Below are 24023 nucleotides of genomic sequence, written 5' to 3' on the forward strand. Positions count from 1 at the left end.
CTCAGGCGAACAGGGTTGGCTCCTGGATAAAATCAACTGGATTTTTCTCGGAAATTGGAACCGGTGACTCTGGGCGTCTTTGTCGTTCAAGCCTTTCGAACAGCCCCATACCAGCCAACATGGCCATGACAAACACCACGCCCTTGAGAATGCCTGAGCCCATCAATACCAACGCGGGGCCAGGACAAATCCCTGCCAATCCCCAACGGGGCTTGGGATCCCTCTCTAGCCTTCATCATGGTGGGCCGGCCATCGGGCGCAACAGCCCGCCGACGATGCCGCTGATGCCGGCTGCGCCCCCAACTGATCGATGGCACAGAGCGGCTAGACCCAAGTGCTCTGCTTTGACTGACTAGCTACTCGATCTTCACCGATATGATCATGTCTGCATGGCGCAATCCAAGGGCTAAAAGTGGATTTCCGCGGTTTTGAGACCCAGGTCTCGAAGCTCAGCGATCAAGTCATCCAGATGCCCGAAAGTCTCGACTTCTTCGTTGTCATCAACCAAGAAATAACTTCTCCCTGCGTCCTTCTTGAAGAACACAATCCACTCCTTGGGGTTAGTCGGGTTTGCGATTACATGGGTGTCAAAAGTCACGCCTTCGGCATGTTTGTCTTTCACATTTTTACGATTCATGTCAGTTACCACGCTACGCGCGTTCTTAAATTCTGTATTGGCAGTGCATGCCCGGCCAGCTCCATCTGAGCTTTCACTGTAAAAAATTACCAGCCGCACGAGGCGGTTGATCAAGGGCATTTAAATTATCACTGGATGTTAATATTATGCACATGCATCCACTGAGGATCTAGCCATGATTGCGATTGCTGAGGCATGGAAGGCGGGGTTGTTGGGGCGAGGACACTGGCTTCGCAACCTAGTGTCCGGTGTGATCGTCGGGGTCGTTGCGCTCCCCCTGGCAATGGCGTTTGCCATTGCGTCTGGCGTCAAACCTGAGCAAGGCATCTACACCGCAATCGTTGGTGGTCTGCTGGTTTCACTCTTTGGGGGAAGCAGCCTGCAGATTGCCGGGCCGACAGGTGCGTTCATCGTGATTCTGGCGGGAGTCACGGCCAAGCATGGCGTTGACGGTTTGCAAATCGCCACGATGATGGCGGGGGCCATGTTGTTATTGCTGGGGATGGCACGGCTCGGTTCAGTCATCAAGTTTATCCCTGACCCGGTGATTGTCGGATTCACCGCGGGCATTGGCGTGATTATCTGGGTCGGGCAGTGGAGAGACTTTTTCGGTTTACCGGCTGTCAGTGGAGAGCACTTCCATGACAAGTTCTGGCATTTGCTCCAGGCCCTGCCGGATCTTCATGTCGCTACCACTCTGCTGGCGGTGATTAGCCTTTTCCTGGTCATTACTGCCTCTAAAATTCCCGGACTCAAACGGGTACCTGGCCCGCTAATCGCAATGGCGGTAGCGACAGCGATACAGTCAATCGTTCATTTCGAGGGGGTAGCCACAATTGGCAGCGCATTTGGGGGCATACCTCAAGGCCTTCCAGCGTTGAGCCTGCCTGAAGTTACAATGTCCCGCGTCATCGATTTGATTGGTCCGGCATTCGCTATCGCCATGCTTGGAGCAATCGAATCGCTGTTGTCCGCAGTGGTGGCCGATGGCATGGCGGGCACCAAGCACGATTCCAATCAGGAATTGATCGGTCAGGGAGTGGCTAATTTGGTCTCGCCATTATTTGGCGGCTTCGCCGCTACCGGAGCCATTGCCCGTACTGCAACCAATATCCGCAACGGCGGTACGAGCCCTCTGGCCGGCGTTATGCACGCGGTCACCTTGGTGCTTATTATTCTGTTCCTCGCACCACTAGCCTCAAACATCCCCCTGTGCGCGCTGGCCGCGATTCTTTTCGTGGTCGCGTACAACATGAGCGAGTTGAAGCACTTCAAACGCATGGTCCAGCGGGCCCCACGCGCAGACGTTGCTATCCTGCTCATCACCTTCAGTCTCACTGTGTTTAGTGATCTGGTGATCGCCGTGAATATCGGCGTTATTCTCGCCATGTTGCACTTCATGCGTCGAATGGCCTCATCTGTAGAGGTGCAACAGGTCGTCGAGCACGAGCTAGAACACGAGTTGAGGGCCAACGGGCATGTTCGCCTGCCTCCAGGGACACTGATTTATACAATTGAAGGGCCATTGTTCTTTGGCGCGGCTGAGACCTTCGAGCGTGTCCTGGCACAGACCCATACCGACCCGCGCCTGCTGATTATCCGCTTGAAGCGCGTACCGTTTATGGATATCACTGGATTGCAGGTGCTGGAGGAGGTCATCCAGCAACTGCACAAGCGGAATATCGTCGTGAAACTCTGCGAGGCGAACGCGAAGGTGCTCAACAAGCTTGATAGGGTAGGTATCTTGCAAGAAATCGGCATGGAGCATTACCACGCCGACTTCAACACCGCGCTGGATAAAGCTTTCACTCTCGCAGAGGGTAAGTCGGTCCTCTAGCAGCTAACTGCCTGTATTGGGTTATGACTTGGTGCCGGTGGCATGCTTGCTCTTGGTCGAATAGCTGGCACCGTGGGTGTCCAGGTAGTCACGAATCAGTTGACGGACAACCTGCGAAGACGTCAGGTCTTGCGCTGCACAGAGTTCCTCGAACGCTTTTTTCTTGACGGGATCAATGAGCACGGTGAGGCGCGCAGTCTTACTTTCCATGGTGTATTCAATCACTCAAGTCGCTAGATGTTAATCAAATTGTAATGGCCTTGTCCGGTGCTGTCACTGTGCTGCCCGCGCCCTGGACTTTTCTCATGAGAAAATATTTGGCTCTCGCTGTGGGCACTGGCTTGGACGCGTGGCGAAATCCGCCATGCCAAGAGGGGGGCGTTCCCGTGGGTCGTCCGGACGCAGACCGTCGCCGATGTTGTCAAGGCCCAGGGCAAACCGGGTGTGCTTATTGATGAAGTCCTGGTTCACCGTGCCGCTTTCAATGATGTAGTTGGCGATGTGGTTTGCGTTCATCAGCCCGCGATAGTGGGGAATCTCCAGCCGAACCTGCGTTCATACCAGGTCACGATGTTTAGACAGGCCTCCAATCAGGTTTTTCTATCGAGCAACGGTGAAATGGTCGCTCCTGTACGTTGATTATGATGAAGCACGGTGAGTGTGGGGTCTGTGGCTTTCTTGATCGATGTCAACCACATGGATCGGACGGCTCTGTAGTCTCCAGAGACCGACATCCCGTACGTTTGTGCCGTAACGGGTTGCCTTGACTCAAGGCGAAACCTCCATGATCTATCCGCTGTTTCTGACGTTGCACCTGTTTGCCGCCCTGATCTTTATCGGCACTGTGTTCTTCGAAGTGCTGTTCCTTGAAAGCATCCGCAAACAGCTACCTGCCAGGGTCATGCTGCTGGTCGAGCAGGGCATCGGCCGGCGAGCGCGCTCGCTGATGCCGTGGGTGCTACTGGTATTGTTTGGTGCGGGGCTTGGCATGGTCGGGCTGCGCTATCTGCCAGTCCTGGCCTCACCATTGGCTTCCTCGTTCGGCACATTGCTGGCCATAAAAATCGCGGTGGCCGTCAGCGTACTGCTGCACTTCCTGGTGGCCATGTTTTTGTTCAAAAGTGGCCGAATGAGCCCGCGATACCTGCAGTTCATCCACGGCAGCCTGTTCTGTCACATGGTCGCTATCGTGCTGCTGGCCAAGGGAATGTTCTATCTGACCTGGTGAACGGCTTTGAACGGTGGCCTGTTCTTCCAAGACGTTGCTTGTGCTTGATGCAAATCAAGGCGTATTGATCGTCTACCCCCGACACTGATGATCCGCAGCCAGCCTCTGAGATCCGTCATGCTGAGTTGGTGTTCCGATCCATCGGCCAGCAGGGCGATGACCAGGTTTTCCAGGGCAATCACTCGGACACGCAGATGAACCAGTTCGGCGTTGGTCAAGGCGGGCGGAGCGGTAAACGCTTTGTCATCGAGAGATGTTGCGGCATCTTGATCGTCCCAAGTTGATAGGCCACTTGGGAAAGGATTTTTATTGAGCATGAGAGACGTCTCCAATTCTATTAAAGCATTAGCTTAGCCCCGGGATTGCGAAGGAGGTGAGCGCAGTCACCCGATGTCGATTCTTGATGTGTATCAAGGCTGGCTTTGCGTAACGTCTGTAGGTTGGAATAAAGCCTCCCAATGACCGGAGATCGGCATGGCCAAGAACTTCCCCATCAACCCCAAGCACCCCGAACGGATCTGTTGGGGGTGCGACCGTTATTATCCGGCGAAGTCCTTGGCCTGTGGAAATGGCTCCGATCGTACGATGCACCCGGCCGAACTTTTCGGCGAGGATTGGCATGTGCCTGGTGACTGGGGCATCGAGAAGCTCATCACTACTGACAAGCCGACAGATGATGTAGCGGACACCTGGACTGGCAGTCAGAGCGAATAGGCTTAATTGTATGAGGGACAGCCATTTATTCCCCTGTGTCGTTAAGAGGCTTCAATGATTCTGACGATTAAAAAGTTGGTATTAACCTAGTTGGTATGTCGGATTAATTATTGATTTCCCAGTGTTCAAACAACCAGAATTTGTATTTGATGAAACCTGATGCCGCAAAAAAGCTAGCAGATATCGCATATTGACAGCTAATCAGGCTCAAATTACCATCCGGCGCCATTGGTAGTTAATACGCTAAAGGCGAAGCAAAAGTGAAAAAGTTACTCTTTCTGCTGGCCCTGCTTTCCCCTGTCATGGTAATTGCTGGCGAGCCTGATCATCTTTCTATTTGCGATAAGCTCATGCCGGATATTACGCATAGTTATGATGTATACAACTTGGCGCTGGTGAATAATGGTAGTTCATATGTGCCGGGTGAAGGTGTTGTGCTCTGTGTGTATGACGGTGTTGTTCGGAAATTTTTCGGTGATAATGCTGTAAGAGTTATGGCGACATTTAATGTTGCCAGCAATAAATACAATGTCCGGTTCTGATAGTGGGTCGTCACTCGGGGGGGCGTTCTGACGCGCCTTCAGCGGGTTGTTGGCATCATGTTTTTTCATCATCTATATCAATGGGCGATCGTACTCGAAGCGTTAGCGGGCCCACGCCCTCGAATGCACGAGGGTGGACAGTAACGGTAGTAATTTCAAGGAGAAGGAGATGGCAAAGTACCTCATCGCTCATGTGCGTCAGGGTGGGCAAAACATGATAATTTTCCCACTGGATGCTTCATTCGGCAGTCAGTCTAACCACTCGCAAGAAGCGATTATGAGGACGTTTCAGTTAGCGGCTGCCGGCGCAAGTCTCGCGGGACATGTCGTCGTTATCTGGCGGTCGGGGAATCACACTTACTTCAGAGCACCCTATGCGTGGCACTCTTTTTTCACATCACCAGACGCTTATACATTTGTGATGAGCAACCTCAACAAAGAGCTAACGATCTAGCTCTTTTACAAGATCGCCGAGTTCTATCGCGCTACATCATTGCAATCATCCTGGCAGCGCGGCATCACCCCTGCGGGTGGGCTTTATATTCATTCTTGAATCGTTAAGTCAGCCCGTAACTCCTGCATCGTGGGTAATCCCGGATTCCGGGATTACCGCACCTCCAGCAAGAACACACCTTCCCATGGTTGGCAAAAATCCCGGCGTTATTTCCGCACGTTCTGGTACAGCATCAACCGTGAGGTTTCATGCATGGCGCGGGTCAACTCTGACAATCGCTTGAACTCTTCGGGGTGTTGCTCGGCGACGTTGTCCAGCGGCGTCGGTGAGGCGAGGTCATGGAGAGTTGGCGAGCTGCCGTCGTGTTCCATCTGTAGCAAGTAATGTTGAGTCACGCCGGCAATCAGCGGGAACGTGCCTTCGCGCAACACCAATGGAACCACGCGTTCGCCTTCGGGTGCAGGTTGCTGAATATCACGTCCCATGCCGCTGTTGCGAAATTCAAGGCCGGCCATACCGGCCACCGTTGGCAGTAAGTCCACCAGGCCGACGGCTTCCTCGACCTTGCGCGTCCCGATCAGGGCGGGCGCGTGGATGATCATCGGCACTGCGTTGCTTTCCAGACCCAGTTGCTCGTAGGCCGGTGGCAGGAAAGGGATCTGGGCGATGCGGGTGTTGTGGTCGCCAAACAGCACGAAAATAGTGTTTTCGTACCAGCCGCCGGCCTTGGCAATTTCCATCAAGCGTCCGATGTTGAAGTCCAGCAAACGCACGGCGTTGTATTGTTCGACACTGCGCGAACCGGCGGCCTGGACTTGCTCCAGAGTAGGGTGCTTGACCTCGAATCCGTCGTTGCTCTTTGGAATCGTGAAGGGGCGATGGTTGCCGGCTGTTTGTACGTAGGCGAAGAACGGTTTGTCCTTGGGCAGCGTTTGCAGGATCTGGTCGGTCTCTTTGAACAGGTCCAGATCCGAAATGCCCCAGACATCCACCACCGGGGATTTCCAGTCTCGCTCGTCGTACAGGCGAACGCCGTCGATACTTTGCTTGATCAAGGCATTCATGTTGGCCCAACCGGCGTTGCCACCAATGGTGTAGATCTTCTCGTACCCGGTGAAGGCATTGACCAGCGTGTTTTGGTTGGTGATCAGTGGATGACGCGTCGCGGTATCCTGGCGAGTAACGTCAGGTACCCCGCTGATGCTGGCCCAGACGGTTTTTGCGGTCCCCGTCACCGGCACATAGAAGTGCTTGAAGAACCAGCTCTGCGTGGCCAGGCGATCGATATTGGGCGTCGGATTAATCGGGTTGCCATAGGCCCCGACAGCGCTGGTGCCCAGCGACTCAAGCATCACGAACACCACGTTCGGTGGCCGCGAGCCCGCTACTTTGTAGGGTTGTGGTGCCTGGTGACGGACAAAGTCAAGGGCCTGTGGATCGGGTTGGTCAACGCCCAGATAGTTAGTCATGACCGCATACAGTGCGCGTACTGTCGCTTCGTCATAGCGCGACTGGCCGACTTTGACGGTGTCGTAGAAGAAAATGACCGGGTTCAGGCCCAATGCGGCGATCTGGTTATTGCCCGAGAAGAACGCATCACTCCAGCGCAATGGCACCGGATTTTCAAGGTTCAAGTGCTCGACACGGCCCAAAATACCCAGCAGTACCAGCACGACCATCAACGCACTGCCCCACGCCGCGGAGAGCCGGTGAATGACGTTGCGGGGGCGGTCCAGCGTGACGCGCTCCAAACGGATCAGCGCCAGTGTCACGAACGCGACGGTTGCCAGCCAACCCAATGAAATCCAGATGACCGGGTAGGTTTGCCAGACCATATCACGGGATATTTGCGCATCCTCGATGAAGCGCAACACCGTGGCGTTGATCCTCACGCCGAGGTAGGCGTAATGGCCAAAATCGACGATGTAGATCAGCAGCATGGCGCTGAGAACGGCGACCAGATACCCCCGGGCGATGCAGCGAACGAGGTGGTTACTGATCAGGTTCCAGCGAGGGATCCAGGCCAATAACGCCAATGGCAGCATGACCAGAATGGCCAGGCGCAAGTCGAAGCGAAAGCCGATGCCCAGAGTTTCCAGAACGGCATTGTCGTCGCTCAGGGCTTTGGCGTCGAAACCGGAAAAGCCGAAAAAGAACACCACCCGCAGCAGTGCAAACAGCACAAACGCGATCGCTGTTGCGCCCAGCCAATAATGCAAACGTCTCGATTTCAGCCAGCCCATCGATGTTTCCCTATTAAGAATTTCGTTAATTTTCAAACGGATTCGTTTGGTATTGGGCGGCGCAGCGTGATGCATCGGCGATACGTCCAGCGCGTCCCCAGCACCAGCAGCGTCAGGCCGCAATACAGGCCCAGTAGTGGATCAATCAGGTAGTCCCAATAGTTGTGGGAAGGTTTGATCCCGGCGAGGAAGGCCAGGGTCGCGCTCGTCAACAACACGACGGCCAGGTAATTGCGCAGGTAAAACAGGCTGAACGTCAGCAGTGCAACGACAAACAACAGGGGGCGTGGGCTGAACCCCCGTCGGTAAGGGTCCAGATCACTCAAGCCCAGCGTTGCCGGATATAACACCAGGGCCATGACGGCGAAGAGGATCAGTACGCCGGTTTGATCACGCTGCGCGGGCGGCAACACATCCAGTCGACGCAGGCAGCCCCACCCCATGAACACCAATGAGGTGATCGCGAGGTCATCCATGTGGCTGCGCAAGTAAGCGGCCAGCGAAATCCCGTCCAGTGGTATGAAGCTTGCGACCAGCAATGTAAGCAACAGCGCGATGCGCCAGACCCTGTTCAGGCCAAAAGACGGCATTGCCAGGAAGATGATCATCGCGAAGCTGAGATGGGCTTGCCACAGGCTGATCATTTGAGACGCTCGGACAGCCAGATATCGTTGAAGGACACGTGTTTGATGAAGGTGTTGTTCCAGGTATAAACCAAGTGATACATCCCGTCGGGGCTGCGGATGAAGTACGGGTATTCGTATTCAAACTCACACCCTTCGCTTTTGCAGACGCGTTTGTCGAGGTTGTCGAGGAATCGCGCCTCCAGCGGTTGGCGGAGCTTGCCACTGGAATCGCGGAACTCTTTCCCGATGATTGCCTTATAGGCGAGGGGTGAATACGGATCGCCCTCGGGGTCCGGTGATTTGTCCAGATCGCGCACCAGGCGCCAATCGTCCATTTTCGCATCGGTGAGATAGAGGCTCAGCTTGAAGCGCCCCTCTTGCAGGTCATTGAGCGCTACCAGCAATCCGTGTCCGGGCGTCGCAACGGCCGCCAACGAGGAATTGGGGTTCGATGGATCGAGCGGATAAGGTTCGCTCCAGGTCTGTCCGGCATCCTCGGTGCGGCTCGCCAGGACTCGGTGGTGCGTGTCGCCGGCATAGCGCAACATGGCGACACCACGCTGACCGTCCAGCGGAACGACCGCGGGTTGCAATGAGTTATTGCCGTGGCTGATGCGGTATTTATCGATCACTTCACCGTCTGCGCTCAAGTACAGGTACTCGGCAAACTTGCCCAGAAACTCGTGGTAGACCGGCAAGCCGATGGAGCCGTCGGCATGGAACACCGGTGCCGACCGGACCAGGGTGCTGATGTTCAGAAAGGGTGAAGTGATTAATTGGCGCGGTGCCGACCAATTCATACCCAAGTCGTCTGAAACCATCACATTGACCGCGCTACCGGCCCAGCCGCCCATGGACACGGAGACGAAGAACAGCCACAGGCGATTGTCCGGCGCCAGTGCAATGACCGGGTTGCCCAGTTTTCGGATGTATTTTCGAGTGCTTAGCTGGGTCGATTCCCGAGTGGCCATGACCTGTTCTTCACCCCACTCGCCGGTACTCACGTTGAAGCGAGCGGAGCGCACCTGCACGTCGGCGGCGCCTTCGCGAGTGCCGGCGAACCAGACCGCCATCAAGCTGCCGTCAGGCAAGGCTGTTACCGCTGAAGAATGCACGAAGTCCACCAGCCCGGAGGAGGCGAAACGGCTGGTATAAATGGGTTTGGCCGTCTGATCCGTCACCGGCAAAACCGGGCTTGTCGGGGCAAAGGAGGAATGCTTGGGGGCAGGGTGGGTGAACCATGCGCCCGCAAAGAGGCAAGCAAGGGCGAGGTAAACACCTAGGGCCGGAATGCTGGGGAGCTTTATGTGCATGATGAAGGCGTTGGCATCTCATGGCCCGAAAAGGCGCACAAGCTAACACTCGGTAGTACAAGATCGGACTTTATGTATTTCTATTGTGTAAGCAGTTGTTTTGAGCGTGGGGCCCTGTTCGCGAACAAGGACTGATTGAGTCGCTGAGACCACCGGGTTAGATGGATTGCGCATTTATTCCTGGTGCGGGGAGCAATTGTGTTCGAGGAAAGCGCCTGACCCTGGAACACCCTCGCGGCGCGAGGTGGCAGGGGAGACAACGATGACAATGACGCTCGTATTGATGGGTAACTATGCGATCAAGGGGCCGTTCTGGGCACTTTGTTCCGAATCCCTGCCACCAGCGACTTTGGCCACCGGGATTGCGGCGATCAATACCTTTGCCCACCTGGGGACCGGCGCCATGAGCTCAGTGATTGGGGTGTTGCGTGATCAGACCGGGAGCTTTCCTATCGCACTGATGCCGCTCTGTGCATTGACCGCAATTGGTTCGCTATTGGTGTTTATGATTGGCAAAAAGAACCGTCGTGCGGCGCAAATCGCTTCGGTCAGCAATTAACCTATTCACTCGGGGGAGGCTCGGAATGGGCGGGCCTCCTCGTAGCCTATGATCCATTTTTCAAGATGTAGCGTTGATTGCCGAACTCGCTTGGACAAAACCGGGTAGACAAAGCTGGAGCCTGCACCGTTAACATCGGTGAGGCGACCGTTAGACCCAAATATGCAGAAGCAGTGGTGGGAAAACCGAGCGAGATCAGGCAGGCCAGCCTCGCTCACATCATGGACAAATAGGCCATGAGCAAAACGCCCAGGATTGCCGTAATGACATTTATGCCAGGGCCAGCATTGACGCTGTAGCCAAGCGGGATCTCAACGGGTTTGAGGGTCTTGACTACCTTTTTGTATTGCCAGGATGACCAACAGGCAACCCATGAACCCAGCATCAGAAAAGCCAGTCCGATCCAGAACGAAAAATGTTTCCCAGGAGGACCCAGAACGCCCGGCTTCAGCATTTGCAGCAGTAGTCCGGATCGTTCAATCACAAAGCCAAATGCCATCAGCGAAAGGCTGGTTCGGTTCCATGCCAGCAACGTTCGCTCAGCGGCAAAGAACACGCGTGGATCGTTCAGGTCGGACATCAAAATCTCCTTGTTCAAACAGGTTTTGAAACTGCTCCGCTCAGAATAGTTTTAAACACCAGCAACCCACCACGGGCACCTTCAGGCACCCGCAAGTGTGCAACGGTGGTCGCTCAGCAACGGTTACAGGTTTTGATGCCTAGCAATGTATAGACAGGGCAGAAACGGAAAATGCCAGTGGCCAGCGGCACTAAACCTATCCAACCCCACACGCCGATCACACCGGACAGACTGAGGCCAATGAGCAGCAGACCGGCGATAATGCGCAGGCTGCGGTCAATGGTTCCAATGTTCGCTTTCATGGCGATCTCCCAATCAATGGCTACGCCGGGTCTCCAGCGCAGTAAACAACAACATGCCGGCCAGCATGGCCAACATGAATACGATCACTTGCCAGCGTCCTGTCAGCAGAATTGCCACTGCGGGACCCGGACAGATGCCAGCGATTCCCCAGCCGATGCCGAACACCAGGCTCCCGCCAATCAAGCGCGGGTCCAGCTCACGTTTGACCGGTAGCTGCATTGGCCTTCCCAGCAGCGAACTGGATTGTTGTCGTGCCCAGGTTAGCGGGCCAATGGCCGCACCAATTGCCCCGACCATGACCAACGCCAAGGAAGGGTCCCAAGCACCGGTTAGATCCAGGAAAGCGAGTACTTTGCCGGGGTTGGCCATGCCTGCCAGAAGCAGACCCAAGCCGAACAGCAGGCCCGCAATGAACGCAGTCAGTTTGGTCATGTTCAACTCCCCAGCAGATGACGCAAGACAAACACCGTGACGAAACCACTGAACATGAAACACGCAGTGGCAACCATCGATCGCGGCGAAAGGCGCGATATGCCGCACACCCCATGGCCACTGGTGCAACCTGAACCGTATCGTGTGCCGATGCCCACCAATAGACCGGCGACGATCAGTCCGAACCAGCCACTTTTGAACTCAATCTGCGGCAACGTGGCGAACAAGCCCCATAGAAGTGGCGCGATGAGCAGGCCCAGGAGAAAAAGTGCTTTCTCACTTACCCCCTCGCTCCCACGCTGTAAAAGACTGCCGATCAGACCACTGATGCCTGCGATACGCCCGTTAGCGACGACGAATAGACTGGCCGCCAAGCCAATCAATGCGCCGCCAGCAAGGGACGACCAGGGAGTGAAGTTGAGCCAGTCGACATTCATGGACCTTCTCCGACGCAAAATTGTTGATACAGGGTCTGGATGACTGCCAATGCTGCGGGACTGCTGATGCGATAGAACACCTGCTTCCCGTCACGGCGGGTCTCTACCAGGCCTTCGCGGCGAAGCACAGCCAGCTGTTGAGAAAGCGTCGGTTGCTGTATCCCCAGCAGTGACTCCAGATCGCTGACATTGCGCTCACCCTGAGATAGCTGGCATAGGAGGATCAAGCGATCCGGATTGGCCAGGGCTTTAAGGAATTGGCTGGCAGCATCGGCATTGGCGTGTAGCTGCTGGAGATCTGATTCGGGCATACGATTGATCACTAATTGTTCAGTTAGTCAGATTATAGTATATAAAAAAACTAAGTGTATAGCGGCATTCAATAGGGCTCGTCACTGGCAGGGGAGGTCGGGGCAAGTCTCGGGCTATAGGCGAGTCTTGGGCAGTCCTGGAAGTGGATGACTCATGTTCATGACTAAATAGCTTTCACCAGCAAGGCCACCGCAACCACCCGTGGTGCCGTCATAATTAAATGTCGCGTCTTGGGTAGTTCGTGTGAGTCGGCGGTGGGTTCTGTTTGTTTGAAAGGACGCCGGAGGGAGGCGCTGGAAAAATTAGTTGGTTCAGCATTTTCCGGGGGAGGGTTGCGGAAATGGCCGAAAAGATGCGGAAACGATCCGCTGAAGCCTGGACGGAAGCTCAAACCCCAGAAACGACAAAGCCCTGAATAATCAGGGCTTTGTCGGTACAAATATGGCGGAGGCGATGGGATTCGAACTCATGGACCTGTTACAGTCGACGGTTTTCAAGACCGTTGCCTTAAACCACTCGGCCACACCTCCGTTTGCGTTGCGGGCGCCATAATACCTGAATGAAACACACTGTCAAACTCTCTGCATAGCTTGTTACAGAGCGTCTGTTATGATCTTTGCGACTGAACGTTTCATACCAACAGGAGTGTCGCCATGCGCGAACAGGATTACGCAGTTAATAACAGCGTGCAGGCTGAGCAGCTAGAGGTTAGCCGCGTCCTGCGCAATACATACGGCTTGCTCGCTCTCACCCTCGCATTCAGCGGCGTGATGGCGTTTGTCGCTCAGCAGATGCGTGTCGGCTACCCGAACGTGTTCGTGGTGCTGATCGGCTTCTATGGCCTTTTCTTCCTTACTAACAAACTCCGTGACTCGGCCTGGGGCCTGGTGTCGGCATTTGCCCTGACCGGTTTCATGGGTTTCCTGCTCGGCCCTATCCTCAACCGCTACCTGGGCATGCAGGGCGGCGCTGAAGTGGTCAGTTCGGCGTTCGCGATGACGGCGCTGGTGTTTGGTGGTCTGTCAGCCTACGTGCTGATTACCCGCAAGGACATGAGCTTCCTCGGCGGTTTCATCACTGCAGGCTTCTTCGTGCTGCTGGGTGCGACGCTGGCGAGCTTCTTCTTCCAGATCAGCGGCCTGCAACTGGCGATCAGCGCAGGTTTCGTGCTGTTCTCCTCGGTCTGCATTCTGTTCCAGACCAGCGCCATCATTCACGGCGGCGAGCGCAACTACATCATGGCGACCATCAGCCTGTATGTATCGATCTACAACCTCTTCATCAGCTTGTTGCAGCTGTTTGGCATCATGAGCCGCGATGATTGATCGAAGGCCTTGAGTAAAAAACCCGCTTAGGCGGGTTTTTTATTGCCTGGGATTCAGGGTTACTCGGCAATGACGATGTTGCCATCGGCCTGTTGGCGGTAAATGGTGTAGGGCAGCAGCAAGGTGTCGAGTGCGCCGGACATCACCACGTCAATCAGCACAATGGCTGGAGCGTTGGTGTGGGTTTGTGCATCCAGTCCATTTTGCAGCGGCGCATTCAGACTGCAAAAATCATAAGTCACACCGCTGTAGATTCGCGGAATGGCGCCGCAATAGGATTTCTGATCCTTAAGACTTTTAGACGCCACTTCGTCACCGCGCACGGCCGTTTGAATCGTGCCGCAGCCCGTCAGCATCAGCGCCGCCAGTAGCATTGCCTGGGTTTTCATACCGCCAATCTTTCGCCGGAAAACCTCAATCTACGCCAGTCGAGAGCAAACATCACTTACGCCATCGGTGGCAACCGGCGTTTGACCGGAGTCTTCTTCACGATTGCCGTGTTGGTTTCGGCGTGGGTATTGAGGCGGTCGAGCAGGGTGTCCAGTTGTTCCATGGAGCGTACATGCAGGCGCGCGATGAAGCAGTCGTCGCCCGTGACTTTGTCGCACTCGGTGAATTCGGGGATTGCCTGAATCTGTCGCTCCACTTCCTGCAACTGACCCGGCAAAGGACGAATCCGCACGATGGCCTGGAGTTGATAGCCGAAGCATTTCGGATCGATTTCCACCGTGTAGCCCTTGAGCACACCGCGTTCTTCGAGGCGGCGCAGACGCTCGGCGACACTGGGCGAGGACAAGCCGCTGAGGTGCGCCAACGCCTTGAGCGAGCGCCGTGAATCTTCCATCAAGGCGCTGATCAGCACTTGGTCGATATCGTCGGTCATGGCGAAACCTCTGTAAGGCAATAAATTGAAACTGCCTTGATAAAAAAGGCAGAAACCGAGTTTAGCCTGCTTTTTGCGCTGGAGAAGCCCCCGGGTGGATTGGCATACTTTGCGCTCAAACACAGGAGTCTGAAGATGGACAAATCAATACGTCGCGGCTCATTCGAGATGAGCGCCGCCATGCTGATCTCCGGGACCATTGGCTGGTTTGTGCTGGTGTCCGGGCAACCGGTGCTGGACGTGGTGTTCTGGCGCTGCCTGTTCGGGGCGGGCACCTTGCTGATGATTTGCGCGGCGTTCGGCTTCTTCCGTCCCGGCATTCTGACCCGTATCACTTTCCTGTTGGCGGTGCTCAGCGGCGTGGCGATTGTCGGCAACTGGGTGCTGTTGTTCGCATCCTATTCGCGCGCCTCGATTGCCATTGGCACGGCGGTCTACAACGTGCAGCCGTTCATGCTGGTGGGCCTGGCCGCGTTGTTCCTCAACGAAAAGATCACCCTGCAGAAGCTGTTCTGGCTGGGCATTTCCTTTGTCGGGATGCTCGCAATTGTCAGCGCCCATGGCGGGCAGGGCGAGAGCGGTAATGATTACCTGATGGGGATTGGTCTGGCGCTGGGTGCTGCATTCCTTTACGCCATTGCCGCGCTGATCATCAAGCGCCTGACCGGTACGCCACCCCATCTGATCGCCTTGATCCAGGTCTGCACCGGGGTGCTGTTGCTCGCACCGTTCGCGCACTTTTCAGCGCTGCCGCAAGCGCCGAGTGCCTGGGCCAGCCTGGTAACGCTGGGCATCGTCCACACTGGTGTGATGTATGTGCTGTTGTACGGCGCGATTCAGAAACTGCCGACGGCGTTGACCGGGGCGTTGTCGTTCATCTACCCGATTGCAGCGATTTTTGTCGACTGGTTTGCCTTCGGCCATCGTCTGGAACCGTTGCAGTGGCTCGGCGTCGCGGCGATTTTGCTGGCCGCCGCCGGTATGCAACAGGGCTGGGGCTTCAAATCGCGCAAGTTGGCGGCTCAGTAACGTCAGATGTTCCAGCGCGGCGCGGTCTTGGCCAGTCGCTGGCGCATCTCGCCGATGTTGGCGGCGAACTGTCGGGTCAGCAGCCGATAACCGTCGAGCGGACTGTAGACCGGCGCTTCGAGACTTGAAGCGGGCGGCAAGTCGACGGGCCGGCTCAGCCGTTGCGACGCACCGGTTTTCAACGCCCGCGCCATCCCGATCAATTGCACGCGGATCTGCCGATGCTCGGCAGTCATTGCCGATTGCAATTGCGCCATGGCGTTCGAGTCGCCGGGGTCCGGGCGAGTGTTGGCAAGAATTTCCAGGGTACTGATGCACATGCGTAAATTGCGCTGAATGGCATCCAGTTCGGTCATGGAGATTTTCACTTCCTTGGACACCGACGGCATCAGCGAGCGCAATTGCACCATCACCGAATTCAGGCGCCCCATGAGTTTGAGGTGGTCGTCATCGCTGACAGGCTGGCCATTGATGATGCGCCCGTAGATCGTCGCGCAATCGCGCAGCGCATCGGCCAGTTTGTAGCGCCAGGAAAACACCGCATACAGCGGCAACGCAAAGGAAAACGCCAGCGCCAAGGCGATGCCAATCAGAATATCCACCCCACGCCATAAGCCGTCCGTAACCGGGTTGTCACCGTGCCCGGCGACGATAAATACGGTGATCGCCGCGAGCAACGCCGTGTAGCCTCCCTTGCCAATGGCGTGATACGAGAAAACCCCGCACACAACCGACATGGCGAAATAGGTCAGCCACGGCATTCCGAGCCAGGCCTGTTGCGCGACAAGCAGCAGACCGACGCCGGCCCCGATCAACGTGCCAATGGCCCGTTCGGCGGCTTTTTTGCCGATGTTGCCGTGGTGCTGCAAGCCACCAATCACTACCAGCATCGTCACCGACGCCCATTCACCGTGCGGCAAATGGATGCCGGTGGTCAGCAGGATCGTTGCCAGCAACCCAAGCGAGACCCGCACCGCATGAATCAGTCTGGCGTGGCGATAGCGCCGGTACGGGTCCAGCAATGGACGTAGCAGTCGGCGCAGCAGCGGTGGCAATCGATGGCTGAAGGTACTCAGGCTCGGTGTCCTCAGAAAATGTAATCGGTGGTCAGGAAGCTCGAACTGCGTCCATTGATGATCTCGCTGATGAGGTCCTTGTTGGTCTCCTGGAACTTGGTCGCGACCAACGTGCGGATCGAAAACACCCGCAAGGCATCATGCACCGACAACGTGCCTTCGGCCGAATTCTTGCGCCCGTTGAACGGGAAGGTGTCCGGACCGCGCTGGCATTGGGCGTTGAGGTTGATGCGCCCGACCTGGTTGGCGAACGTGTCCACCAGTCGGCCGACCGCCACCGGGTTGGTGCCGAAAATACTCAACTGCTGGCCAAAGTCCGATTCCAGGACGTAATCGATCACCGTGTCCAGATGGCGGTACGGCACGATCGGGATGACCGGGCCGAACTGTTCTTCCTGGTAGACACGCATCTGCGGGGTCACCGGGTACAGCACCGCCGGGTAGAAGAACGAGGCGCGGGCCATGCCGCCGTTGGGGTTGACCACCTTGGCGCCTTTGCTTTCGGCATCGGCGACCAGCGAATGCAAGTAATCAACCTTGCCCGACTCCGGCAACGGGGTCAGCGCCACGCCGCTGTCCCACGGCATACCGGGTTTGAGGCTGGCGAGTTTGGCGTTGAATTTCTCGATGAACGCTTCGACCACGTCTTCGTGGACAAAGAGGATTTTCAGCGCGGTGCAGCGCTGGCCATTGAACGACAGCGAGCCGGTCACTGCTTCACTCACCGCGTTGTCCAGATCGACCTCTGGCAGGACGATGCCGGGGTTCTTCGCATCAAGACCCAGCGCCGCACGCAACCGGTGAGGTTTTGGGTGGAGTTTTTTCAGGTCGCTGGCGGCTTTGTTGGTGCCGATAAACGCGAAGATGTCGATCTTGCCGCTGGCCATCAAGGCGCTGACCGTCTCGCGGCCGCTGCCGTAGATCACGTTGATCACCCCGGCCGGGAAGCTGTCGCGGAACGCTTCCAGCAACGGACGAATCAACAGCACGCCGAGTTTGGCCGGTTTGAACACCACGGTGTTGCCCATGATCAGCGCCGGAATCAGCGTGGTGAAGGTTTCGTTCAGCGGGTAGTTGTAGGGGCCCATGCACAGAGCCACGCCCATCGGGACGCGACGGATCTGGCCGAGAGTGTCCTGTTCCAGCTCGAAGCGGCTGGAGCGGCGGTCGAGTTCCTTCAAGGCATTGATGGTGTCGACGATGTAATCGCAGGTGCGGTCGAACTCTTTTTCCGAGTCCTTGAGGTTCTTGCCGATCTCCCACATCAGCAGCTTGACCACCGCCTCACGCTGTTGACGCATACGACCCAGAAAGGCTTCGACGTGCTGGATGCGTTCGGCCACGCGCATGGTCGGCCACAAGCCCTGGCCGCGGTCATAAGCACGGACGGCGGCGTCCAGCGCGGTCAGCGCAGTGTCGGCGTCCAGCAGCGGCGTGCTGCCGAGGATCACTTGCTCGTCGCCATTCGCGCCGGTCAGGTACACCGGGCTGCGGACCTGGGCGAGCGGCCCGTCCCAGGTTTTCAGTTCGCCATCGACCAGGTACTCGCGCTGCTCGGTCTGGCCATCGAGGCGGTACTTTTCCGGGATGTCGGCGAGGCTCGGAAACAGGTTGTCGAGAATGTTGGCTGTGGTCATATCGCTACCCCCTCTGAATTGGGTCATGCACTGATGAATCGTTTTAGCAGACCTCGGCCTCGCTTGTCATGACTCATCTCAGCGTTTTGTGCCGGTGCGTGATGGCGCGCGGATTTCATGGCGCAGCGGTCATGGCCTCAGAAGCCCCCCTTGTTGGCCCCCAATGCCCTCAACCCGCCCACGCCGGGTGCCTTAGTGTTGAGCTCTGTTGATCACAACAATAAACGGTGCACCCGGCTGACCGGGCACCCCATGAGAGGAACGCCATGCGGGCACGCCGATTCAGTGAAAAGCCTAGCCTCTGTTTTGCCCTGGTGGGGCTCGTGGTGTTGCTCGCAGGGTGTGGCGAAGAGCCGAAAACCCCGGCGACGCACATTGACGCGGCTACCGCCAGGCCCGCCGACACCGAGCTGGCGCAGGTCTACGACAACAGTTGCAAGCTCTGTCACGCCAACCCGGCGGCCGGGGCACCGCTGACCGGCGACAGCAAAGCCTGGGAGCCTCGGGTGATGCAGGGCGCCGACACGCTGCTCGATCATGCGATCAACGGCTACAACGGCATGCCACCGATGGGCCAGTGCGTGCAGTGTTCAGAGGAACAGTTCCTGGCGCTGATTAGCTTCATGTCCGGCCAGCACATCCCACAATAAGAACGACAGGGTGCGATTCATGACGATGGACTTAACACGGCGTCAGTTGTTGCAACGGACGAGTGTCATTGGCGCCTTTACCGCGCTCGGCTCCACACCGGTGCTGGCCGAACTGCTGCGCGCGCCACGGCTGATCCCCTGGCGTAACTGGTCGGGTGGCCAGAGTTGCCTGCCGACGGCGCGGTTGGCGCCGAAGAATCTGGACGAGCTGACCCACGTTGTACGCCAGGCTCCCGGCAAGATTCGCCCGGTGGGTTCGGCGCATTCGTTCAGCGCGCTGGTGCCCACAGACGGCACATTGCTGTCCCTGAGCTATTTCACCGGGCTGCTCGATCACGATCCGAAAACCCTGCAAGCCGAGTTCGCCGCCGGTACGCCGATGTCGCGCATGGGCATACCGCTCAAAGACGTCGGCCAGGCCCTGCAAAACATGGCCGACATCGATTACCAGACCCTCGCCGGCGCCATTTCTACTTCGACCCACGGCACCGGCAAGAACTTCCAGTCCTATTCGGCCCACGTCTGCGGTTTGCAATTAGTGACGGCCACGGGCGAGGTGCTGGACTGCGACAGCACACGACATCCTGAGGTGTTCAGCGCGGCACGGGTGTCCCTCGGCGCGCTCGGTGTGGCGACGAAAATCCGTCTGCAAAACCGCCCCGCGTATCGCTTGAGGGAACGGCAGTGGATCGCCAGGACCGAAGAGTTGCTGGAAGACCTCGACAAGAACACCCGGGACAACCAGCACTGGGAAATGCTCGTGGTGACCCATTCCGACTACGCCTTGTCGATCGCCCTCAACGAAACCACCGACCCTGCGACACCGCCGATTCCGGCGGATGAGGAGGGCGGTAACGAATTCGTGACCTTGATCGAGAAGATCGACAAGTACGGCAGCGACTTTCCGGACCTGCGCCGCACCCTGCTCAACAGCCTGCGCCACCTCGCCAGTTTCGACGACCGGGTGGGCGACTCGTTCGACATCTACGCCAACGTGCGCACGGTGCGTTTCAACGAAATGGAATATTCAGTGCCGGCCGAGCACGGCCCGGCGTGTCTGCGCGAAATTCTCAAGCTGATTCAGGACAAGGACCTGCGCACCTGGTTTCCGATTGAATACCGCTACGTCAAAGCCGACGACATTCCCCTGAGCATGTTCGAAGGCCGCGACAGTTGCTCGATCTCGGTCCACCAGCATTATCAGATGGACCATCACAACTTCTTCGCCGCCATCGAACCGATTTTCTGGACGTACAACGGCCGGCCGCACTGGGGCAAGTTGCACACGCTCAACGCGAAAAGCCTGCAGCCGCTGTACCCGCGTTGGCAGGAATTTATCGAGGTGCGGCAAGCGCTGGACCCCAGCGGCAAGTTCCTCAATGCGCACTTGTCATCGATTCTGGGGGTGAGCTGATGGCGGTCAATCGACGCAATTTCCTGATGGGGGCCGCCGGCGTCAGCGTGTTGATGGCGGGTGTCGGGGCCTGGCTGCGGCCGGGTGATCGAGGCGCGCCGTACAGCGATTATTTCCATACGCTGAACCGCGAGCTCAAGGAACACGGACCGATGCGGCCGGTGATGCTGATCGATCTTGATCGGCTGGATCACAACATCGATGCGGTGATGCTGTCGGTAAAACGCGGCGGCAAGCACCTGCGCCTGGTAGAGAAATCACTGCCGGCGCCGGGGCTGCTGACCTACATTGCCAAGCGCGCGGGCACGCAGCGGTTGATGTCGTTTCATCAGCCGTTTCTCAATCATGATGCGGTGCAGTTTCCCGAGTCCGACATCCTGTTAGGCAAACCGCTGCCGGTGCGTTCGGCCGAGTTGTTTTATCAGTCGCACAAAGGGCCTTTTGATCCTTCGAAGCAATTGCAATGGCTGCTTGATACGCCTGAACGACTTCAACAGTACCTCGCGCTGGCGCAGGGATTGGGCACGCGATTACGGGTGAACATCGAACTGGATGTCGGGCTGCATCGTGGGGGTGTCAGCGATGCGGGTGTGCTCGGACCGATGCTGGCACTGATCAGCAAAAATCCTCAGCACCTGGAGTTCGCCGGCTTCATGGGCTACGACCCGTTCGTGGGCATGGGCGTGCCGGGGATACTGGGCTCGCCCGAAGAACTGTTCGCCAAGGTGATGGTGATTTACAACCGCTGCGTCGACTTCACTCGTCAGCAATATCCCGGCCTGTGGCATCAAGGACTGACCCTCAACACCGCTGGCAGCCCGAGTTATCGCCTGCACGAGCATGAACAGCTCAGCACGGAGGTTTCGGTGGGGACGGCGATGCTCAAGCCGACACACTATGATTTGCCGTCGCTGGTGGAACATGTGCCGGCGGCGTACATCGCTACGCCGGTGTTGAAGAGCACGGGGGTGGTGAACATTCCGGCGCTGGATGACAAGTCCCGGTTGTTTTCGTGGTGGGACACCAATCAGCGCGAGACGTTTTTCATCTATGGCGGTAACTGGATGGCGGAGTTTGAATCGCCATCGGGGTTGCAGAGCAACGGGGTGTATGGCCGCAGCTCGAATCAGGAAATGGTCAATGGTTCGGCGGCGGTGGGGCTGGGGGTTGAGGACCAGGTGTTTTTGCGGCCGACTCAGACGGAATCGGTGTTGTTGCAGTTTGGGGATTTGCTGGCGGTTCGGGGAGGGCGGATTGTTGATAGCTGGCCGGTGTATTCCTGATGATCGTTCCCACGCTTTGCGTGGGAATGCCTCAACGAACGCTCTGGCTCTTGATGGGCTGCGGAGCGTCCCAGGCTGCATTCCCACGCAAAGCGTGGGAACCATCAATCGTCAGAACGCATAAGGGATACTGACCTTGGCCCACAGCATTTCCCCTTCAGGCCGGTTCTCCACATCAAACTCCTTGGCCCAGCGAATCTCTGCCGTGGCGTACTGCAAAAAGGTCAGGTGCAAGGCCGGACCAATCGCGAATACCTGTCCGCGAACCCCATCGTTCACGTCTTCGCCATTGAACTGCACGGTGTGGCCGAACTGTTTGTCGTCGGTGGTTTGCTTGAGGTAGTAGCCGTTCAACCCGAGCATCAGGTTGTCGGTGATTTTGTAACTGGCCGAATAGTCGAAGTGGAAAATCTGCCCCGATTTGTAATCGGTGTCTTTGTTTTTCTCGTTGAAGCTGTACGTCGTCTTCATCGACACCTCGGTTTTATCCGTCGGCAGCCAGGTGAAGGAGAACAGCGGTTTGTAGGTATAGAAATTGTTGCTGGTGTTGGCCAGGCGATCGACGCTGTATTCGCCGGTCGGCACAGTGATTTCCAGCGCGGCAGCCAGGGTCAGGTTCGGGCCCATGTCCCACAGAATGATCGGAGCGACAGTGGTGTCACCCATGCCTTCGCGGGTGTCGTGCAAGCCGAACACCGCCACTTCCTGCTTGAGCCACGGCTGCGCAATGTAGCCCGCAAACCGGCCACCGAACACCCGCAGGGGGCTGAGGTAATCCAGGCGTGGAATCACCGCTGTGGATTCGATATCGACATCCGGCACCTTGCCGCCGAGCGAACTGATGTTGAGCTTCGTGGAGGTGTAGTGGTTGTAGTAGAGGTTGAACGCAACCATGTTGTCCGGAAGGCTGTCGGGCGACAGCGGCAACATGAAGAAACCGTCGGTGCCTGGGCCGATGTTGTCCACGCCAGCCTCGGTGGCCAGTGCCGGATGAGTGGTGAAAATGCCGGCCAGGCTGATGACCAGTAGGGGGAATCTCGTGCGGGTCGGGATCATGGGGGTACTCATTATTATTGTTAGCGGGCTGTCCTGCGTCCATACGAGGGCCGCCACATAGAAATAAGCTGTCTGCGCGGTGCCAGGCAGGGTATTGGCGGCCATTTAGGGGGACTTCTGCGGACAGCCTTTGAACCCTGTGCTAACTTCTTTCGACATAACCGGTAACAAAAATAAGAATGCAGCTCGCCCCGGAATGTATGACCCCATGCAAATGAAAGTGATTGATCCCACCTTTGAACTGGCGCTGGTGTCGCCGTTTCTCCTGCAAACCCTCGCCGAAGTCGCGAAGCAAAAAGGCATCAACCCCGACAGCCTGTGCCGAGGGCTGGGTTTTACCTTTGAAGATCTTCAGGACCCGGCGCAGCGCATTTCCTATCGGCAGGCCGTGGCGATGATTCAGCGCGCGCTCAAAGCCTTGCCCAATCAGGGCCTGGGCTTGTGGGTCGGCGCGCAGAATGTGCTCGGTACGCTGGGGTTGCTGGGGCATGTGTTGTCGCTGTGCAAGACCCTGCGCGATGCCTTTGAGCTGGGCATTCGGCATCAGCACACTTCCGGCGGGATCGTGGTGTCGAGCGTGGAGGAGGCGGGGGACCGGGTGTTTGTCGACGTTGAATGCCGCTTGCCGTTCGCCGATGTGCAACTGTTTGCGGTGGAGGAGTTTTTCGCCAGTCTGCTGGTGTACGGCCGGGCGTTGGTCGGGGCGGATTTCAAGCCGATGGCGGTGGAGTTCATGCACGCTGCGCCGGATTATTTCGGCGAATATTCACGCGTGCTGGGGCCGGACGTGCGCTTCGGCTGCTTGCAGAATCGCATGGTGATCGCGGCGCATTGGCTGGATGTTCACTTGCCCAATCACCATTCCCTGGCCTTGCGTCAGGCGGTGAAACTGCTGGAGCTGGAAGCCGCGAAAGTGCATCAGAAAATGGACTTGATCCAGGCCGTGGAACGGGCCATTGCCCGTGACCTGACCGAGGGCAGTCACATCGAGAAAATTGCCGGCGACCTGAACATGAGCAGCCGCACCTTGCGCCGCCGCCTCACCGAACACGCGCTGACGTTCGAAACACTCCTGGAACAAGTGCGACAGGCCCGTACCATGAGCCTGCTGGCCAACCCGGACATGCCCATCGAACGCATCACCGAAGTAGTCGGCTACAGCGACGTGCGCAGCTTCCGCCGCGCCTTCAAACGCTGGACCGGCATGAGCCCGAGCGCATTCCGCAACGAATCCCCAACCCTCGATCCCCTGTAGCCGCTGACGAGCAGCGCGAGGCTGCGTCCGGCTGCGCAGCAGTCGTAAAATCAGGCAACTCGGTGTGTCAGGTACACCTCGCACAGAGGAATGACGACTGCTTCGCAGCCGGATGCAACCTCGCGCTGCTCGTCAGCTGCTACAAGGGGTGCACACAAACCGTCGTGCTCCGGTTAAACTCGGTGCTCTTTTTCAAGG

28 protein-coding genes, 1 tRNA gene and 1 pseudogene are annotated in these 24023 nt (G+C 57.2%); 11 read left to right on the forward strand and 19 right to left on the reverse strand.

The genetic code is table 11. The features are described 5' to 3' along the window. Position 1 precedes the first annotated feature (1 nt). A pseudogene (locus SB725_RS25690) lies at positions 2 to 205 on the reverse strand (DUF6691 family protein); the annotation flags it as partial. 201 nt (positions 206 to 406) lie between these two features. Beyond that, positions 407 to 637 carry a hypothetical protein gene (locus SB725_RS25695; protein WP_027923640.1) on the reverse strand — a complete coding sequence of 77 codons (231 nt, stop codon included), beginning with the start codon at positions 635 to 637 and terminating at the stop codon, positions 407 to 409. A 175-nt stretch (positions 638 to 812) separates the two neighbouring features. On the opposite strand from SB725_RS25695, the gene SB725_RS25700 reads away from it, so the two are divergent. After that, positions 813 to 2474, forward strand: coding sequence for a SulP family inorganic anion transporter (locus SB725_RS25700; protein ID WP_059182793.1), 1662 nt, complete (start codon positions 813 to 815; stop codon positions 2472 to 2474). Positions 2475 to 2495: 21 nt separating this feature from the next. On the opposite strand, the gene SB725_RS25705 is transcribed toward SB725_RS25700, so the two are convergent. Together SB725_RS25705 and SB725_RS25710 are read right to left on the reverse strand one after the other, a co-directional pair. Then, positions 2496 to 2684, reverse strand: a complete 189-nt coding sequence (locus SB725_RS25705) for a ribbon-helix-helix protein, CopG family (protein WP_027923642.1) — start codon at positions 2682 to 2684, stop codon at positions 2496 to 2498. 93 nt (positions 2685 to 2777) lie between these two features. After that, complete coding sequence (locus SB725_RS25710) at positions 2778 to 2990, reverse strand: hypothetical protein (protein WP_027923643.1); 213 nt, start codon at positions 2988 to 2990, stop codon at positions 2778 to 2780. A 268-nt stretch (positions 2991 to 3258) separates the two neighbouring features. Here SB725_RS25710 and SB725_RS25715 point away from each other — a divergent pair, with 268 nt between their 5' ends. Further along, complete coding sequence (locus SB725_RS25715; protein ID WP_410922766.1) at positions 3259 to 3702, forward strand: CopD family copper resistance protein; 444 nt, start codon at positions 3259 to 3261, stop codon at positions 3700 to 3702. On the opposite strand, the gene SB725_RS25720 is transcribed toward SB725_RS25715, so the two are convergent. Continuing rightward, positions 3687 to 4019, reverse strand: a complete 333-nt coding sequence (locus SB725_RS25720; protein WP_410922767.1) for a hypothetical protein — start codon at positions 4017 to 4019, stop codon at positions 3687 to 3689. The genes SB725_RS25715 and SB725_RS25720 overlap by 16 nt on opposite strands. 157 nt (positions 4020 to 4176) lie before the next feature. On the opposite strand from SB725_RS25720, the gene SB725_RS25725 reads away from it, so the two are divergent. Together SB725_RS25725 and SB725_RS25730 are read left to right on the forward strand one after the other, a co-directional pair. Then, positions 4177 to 4416, forward strand: coding sequence for a DUF3079 domain-containing protein (locus tag SB725_RS25725; protein ID WP_410922768.1), 240 nt, complete (start codon positions 4177 to 4179; stop codon positions 4414 to 4416). 260 nt (positions 4417 to 4676) lie between these two features. Further along, on the forward strand, positions 4677 to 4958 hold the full coding sequence (locus tag SB725_RS25730; RefSeq protein ID WP_410922769.1) for a hypothetical protein: 282 nt from the start codon (positions 4677 to 4679) through the stop codon (positions 4956 to 4958). Between the two features lie 660 nt (positions 4959 to 5618). Here the strand turns inward: SB725_RS25730 and SB725_RS25735 are convergent. The 3 genes from SB725_RS25735 to SB725_RS25745 are packed head-to-tail and all read right to left on the reverse strand — an operon-like array spanning position 5619 to position 9594. After that, entirely contained in the window at positions 5619 to 7655 is a 2037-nt protein-coding gene (locus SB725_RS25735; RefSeq protein ID WP_410922770.1) for an LTA synthase family protein, read from the reverse strand. 32 nt (positions 7656 to 7687) lie between these two features. Then, positions 7688 to 8299, reverse strand: coding sequence for a hypothetical protein (locus SB725_RS25740; protein ID WP_027923702.1), 612 nt, complete (start codon positions 8297 to 8299; stop codon positions 7688 to 7690). Next, a complete protein-coding gene (locus SB725_RS25745) occupies positions 8296 to 9594 on the reverse strand; it encodes a sialidase family protein (protein ID WP_059182822.1) in 1299 nt (432 codons plus the stop codon). Before SB725_RS25745 ends, SB725_RS25740 begins: the two co-directional genes overlap by 4 nt. A 262-nt stretch (positions 9595 to 9856) precedes the next feature. Between SB725_RS25745 and SB725_RS25750 the strand changes: the two genes are divergently transcribed. Beyond that, positions 9857 to 10153, forward strand: coding sequence for a hypothetical protein (locus SB725_RS25750; RefSeq protein ID WP_228758757.1), 297 nt, complete (start codon positions 9857 to 9859; stop codon positions 10151 to 10153). 214 nt (positions 10154 to 10367) lie between these two features. Here the strand turns inward: SB725_RS25750 and SB725_RS25755 are convergent, their stop codons facing one another. The 6 genes from SB725_RS25755 to SB725_RS25780 all read right to left on the reverse strand — a co-directional run bounded on the left by SB725_RS25755 (position 10368) and on the right by SB725_RS25780 (position 12747). Then, positions 10368 to 10733, reverse strand: coding sequence for a YidH family protein (locus SB725_RS25755; protein ID WP_027923705.1), 366 nt, complete (start codon positions 10731 to 10733; stop codon positions 10368 to 10370). A gap of 113 nt (positions 10734 to 10846) precedes the next feature. Next, the gene (locus SB725_RS25760) at positions 10847 to 11035 is read right to left on the reverse strand and encodes a DUF2892 domain-containing protein (RefSeq protein WP_027923706.1); all 189 of its coding nucleotides are present in this window, start codon (positions 11033 to 11035) and stop codon (positions 10847 to 10849) included. A gap of 13 nt (positions 11036 to 11048) precedes the next feature. Further along, on the reverse strand, positions 11049 to 11468 hold the full coding sequence (locus SB725_RS25765; RefSeq protein ID WP_059182823.1) for a DUF6691 family protein: 420 nt from the start codon (positions 11466 to 11468) through the stop codon (positions 11049 to 11051). Between the two features lie 2 nt (positions 11469 to 11470). Beyond that, positions 11471 to 11905 carry a YeeE/YedE family protein gene (locus tag SB725_RS25770; protein ID WP_027923708.1) on the reverse strand — a complete coding sequence of 145 codons (435 nt, stop codon included), beginning with the start codon at positions 11903 to 11905 and terminating at the stop codon, positions 11471 to 11473. Further along, positions 11902 to 12216, reverse strand: a complete 315-nt coding sequence (locus SB725_RS25775; protein ID WP_410922771.1) for a metalloregulator ArsR/SmtB family transcription factor — start codon at positions 12214 to 12216, stop codon at positions 11902 to 11904. The genes SB725_RS25770 and SB725_RS25775 overlap by 4 nt, the downstream gene beginning before the upstream one ends. Positions 12217 to 12659: 443 nt before the next feature. After that, a tRNA-Ser gene (locus SB725_RS25780) sits at positions 12660 to 12747 on the reverse strand. A gap of 123 nt (positions 12748 to 12870) precedes the next feature. On the opposite strand from SB725_RS25780, the gene SB725_RS25785 reads away from it, so the two are divergent. Continuing rightward, on the forward strand, positions 12871 to 13542 hold the full coding sequence (locus tag SB725_RS25785) for a Bax inhibitor-1/YccA family protein (protein ID WP_027923729.1): 672 nt from the start codon (positions 12871 to 12873) through the stop codon (positions 13540 to 13542). 59 nt (positions 13543 to 13601) lie between these two features. Here the strand turns inward: SB725_RS25785 and SB725_RS25790 are convergent, their stop codons facing one another. Next, positions 13602 to 13931: a YceK/YidQ family lipoprotein gene (locus tag SB725_RS25790; RefSeq protein WP_410922772.1), complete on the reverse strand. Its 330-nt coding sequence runs from the start codon at positions 13929 to 13931 to the stop codon at positions 13602 to 13604. A gap of 56 nt (positions 13932 to 13987) precedes the next feature. Next, the gene (locus SB725_RS25795) at positions 13988 to 14425 is read right to left on the reverse strand and encodes an Lrp/AsnC family transcriptional regulator (RefSeq protein ID WP_059182827.1); all 438 of its coding nucleotides are present in this window, start codon (positions 14423 to 14425) and stop codon (positions 13988 to 13990) included. Positions 14426 to 14560: 135 nt separating this feature from the next. On the opposite strand from SB725_RS25795, the gene SB725_RS25800 reads away from it, so the two are divergent. Next, positions 14561 to 15454 (forward strand): DMT family transporter, encoded by an 894-nt coding sequence (locus tag SB725_RS25800; RefSeq protein WP_059182828.1) that lies wholly within the window; start codon positions 14561 to 14563, stop codon positions 15452 to 15454. Positions 15455 to 15456: 2 nt separating this feature from the next. Here the strand turns inward: SB725_RS25800 and SB725_RS25805 are convergent, their stop codons facing one another. Together SB725_RS25805 and SB725_RS25810 are read right to left on the reverse strand one after the other, a co-directional pair. Beyond that, a complete protein-coding gene (locus SB725_RS25805; RefSeq protein WP_410922818.1) occupies positions 15457 to 16500 on the reverse strand; it encodes an FUSC family protein in 1044 nt (347 codons plus the stop codon). Between the two features lie 41 nt (positions 16501 to 16541). Beyond that, on the reverse strand, positions 16542 to 18167 hold the full coding sequence (locus tag SB725_RS25810) for an NADP-dependent glyceraldehyde-3-phosphate dehydrogenase (RefSeq protein WP_410922773.1): 1626 nt from the start codon (positions 18165 to 18167) through the stop codon (positions 16542 to 16544). A 266-nt stretch (positions 18168 to 18433) separates the two neighbouring features. On the opposite strand from SB725_RS25810, the gene SB725_RS25815 reads away from it, so the two are divergent. The 3 genes from SB725_RS25815 (at position 18434) to SB725_RS25825 (ending at position 21514) form a co-directional block, all read left to right on the forward strand. Further along, positions 18434 to 18817 (forward strand): c-type cytochrome, encoded by a 384-nt coding sequence (locus tag SB725_RS25815; protein WP_410922774.1) that lies wholly within the window; start codon positions 18434 to 18436, stop codon positions 18815 to 18817. 19 nt (positions 18818 to 18836) lie between these two features. Next, positions 18837 to 20231 carry a D-arabinono-1,4-lactone oxidase gene (locus SB725_RS25820; protein WP_410922775.1) on the forward strand — a complete coding sequence of 465 codons (1395 nt, stop codon included), beginning with the start codon at positions 18837 to 18839 and terminating at the stop codon, positions 20229 to 20231. A 74-nt stretch (positions 20232 to 20305) separates the two neighbouring features. Continuing rightward, the gene (locus SB725_RS25825) at positions 20306 to 21514 is read left to right on the forward strand and encodes a DSD1 family PLP-dependent enzyme (RefSeq protein ID WP_410922819.1); all 1209 of its coding nucleotides are present in this window, start codon (positions 20306 to 20308) and stop codon (positions 21512 to 21514) included. A gap of 111 nt (positions 21515 to 21625) precedes the next feature. Here SB725_RS25825 and SB725_RS25830 read toward each other — a convergent pair whose 3' ends face one another. After that, positions 21626 to 22570: a transporter gene (locus SB725_RS25830; protein WP_027923738.1), complete on the reverse strand. Its 945-nt coding sequence runs from the start codon at positions 22568 to 22570 to the stop codon at positions 21626 to 21628. A 208-nt stretch (positions 22571 to 22778) separates the two neighbouring features. Between SB725_RS25830 and SB725_RS25835 the strand changes: the two genes are divergently transcribed. Continuing rightward, positions 22779 to 23825, forward strand: coding sequence for an AraC family transcriptional regulator (locus SB725_RS25835; protein WP_059182833.1), 1047 nt, complete (start codon positions 22779 to 22781; stop codon positions 23823 to 23825). The last annotated feature ends 198 nt before the right edge of the window (positions 23826 to 24023 follow it).

It is taken from the genome of Pseudomonas sp. SIMBA_041 (assembly GCF_046535095.1).
Taxonomy (GTDB): Bacteria; Pseudomonadota; Gammaproteobacteria; order Pseudomonadales; family Pseudomonadaceae; genus Aquipseudomonas; species Aquipseudomonas mucoides.

Coding starts and splice junctions, on each gene's coding strand:
- SB725_RS25695 (WP_027923640.1), bottom strand. CDS start 637: ATGAATCGTAAAAATGTGAAAGACAAACATGCCGAAGGCGTGACTTTT.
- SB725_RS25700 (WP_059182793.1), top strand. CDS start 813: ATGATTGCGATTGCTGAGGCATGGAAGGCGGGGTTGTTGGGGCGAGGA.
- SB725_RS25705 (WP_027923642.1), bottom strand. CDS start 2,684: ATGGAAAGTAAGACTGCGCGCCTCACCGTGCTCATTGATCCCGTCAAG.
- SB725_RS25710 (WP_027923643.1), bottom strand. CDS start 2,990: ATGAACGCAAACCACATCGCCAACTACATCATTGAAAGCGGCACGGTG.
- SB725_RS25715 (WP_410922766.1), top strand. CDS start 3,259: ATGATCTATCCGCTGTTTCTGACGTTGCACCTGTTTGCCGCCCTGATC.
- SB725_RS25720 (WP_410922767.1), bottom strand. CDS start 4,019: ATGCTCAATAAAAATCCTTTCCCAAGTGGCCTATCAACTTGGGACGAT.
- SB725_RS25725 (WP_410922768.1), top strand. CDS start 4,177: ATGGCCAAGAACTTCCCCATCAACCCCAAGCACCCCGAACGGATCTGT.
- SB725_RS25735 (WP_410922770.1), bottom strand. CDS start 7,655: ATGGGCTGGCTGAAATCGAGACGTTTGCATTATTGGCTGGGCGCAACA.
- SB725_RS25740 (WP_027923702.1), bottom strand. CDS start 8,299: ATGATCAGCCTGTGGCAAGCCCATCTCAGCTTCGCGATGATCATCTTC.
- SB725_RS25745 (WP_059182822.1), bottom strand. CDS start 9,594: ATGCACATAAAGCTCCCCAGCATTCCGGCCCTAGGTGTTTACCTCGCC.
- SB725_RS25750 (WP_228758757.1), top strand. CDS start 9,857: ATGACAATGACGCTCGTATTGATGGGTAACTATGCGATCAAGGGGCCG.
- SB725_RS25755 (WP_027923705.1), bottom strand. CDS start 10,733: ATGTCCGACCTGAACGATCCACGCGTGTTCTTTGCCGCTGAGCGAACG.
- SB725_RS25760 (WP_027923706.1), bottom strand. CDS start 11,035: ATGAAAGCGAACATTGGAACCATTGACCGCAGCCTGCGCATTATCGCC.
- SB725_RS25765 (WP_059182823.1), bottom strand. CDS start 11,468: ATGACCAAACTGACTGCGTTCATTGCGGGCCTGCTGTTCGGCTTGGGT.
- SB725_RS25770 (WP_027923708.1), bottom strand. CDS start 11,905: ATGAATGTCGACTGGCTCAACTTCACTCCCTGGTCGTCCCTTGCTGGC.
- SB725_RS25775 (WP_410922771.1), bottom strand. CDS start 12,216: ATGCCCGAATCAGATCTCCAGCAGCTACACGCCAATGCCGATGCTGCC.
- SB725_RS25785 (WP_027923729.1), top strand. CDS start 12,871: ATGCGCGAACAGGATTACGCAGTTAATAACAGCGTGCAGGCTGAGCAG.
- SB725_RS25790 (WP_410922772.1), bottom strand. CDS start 13,931: ATGAAAACCCAGGCAATGCTACTGGCGGCGCTGATGCTGACGGGCTGC.
- SB725_RS25795 (WP_059182827.1), bottom strand. CDS start 14,425: ATGACCGACGATATCGACCAAGTGCTGATCAGCGCCTTGATGGAAGAT.
- SB725_RS25800 (WP_059182828.1), top strand. CDS start 14,561: ATGGACAAATCAATACGTCGCGGCTCATTCGAGATGAGCGCCGCCATG.
- SB725_RS25810 (WP_410922773.1), bottom strand. CDS start 18,167: ATGACCACAGCCAACATTCTCGACAACCTGTTTCCGAGCCTCGCCGAC.
- SB725_RS25815 (WP_410922774.1), top strand. CDS start 18,434: ATGCGGGCACGCCGATTCAGTGAAAAGCCTAGCCTCTGTTTTGCCCTG.
- SB725_RS25820 (WP_410922775.1), top strand. CDS start 18,837: ATGACGATGGACTTAACACGGCGTCAGTTGTTGCAACGGACGAGTGTC.
- SB725_RS25830 (WP_027923738.1), bottom strand. CDS start 22,570: ATGATCCCGACCCGCACGAGATTCCCCCTACTGGTCATCAGCCTGGCC.
- SB725_RS25835 (WP_059182833.1), top strand. CDS start 22,779: ATGCAAATGAAAGTGATTGATCCCACCTTTGAACTGGCGCTGGTGTCG.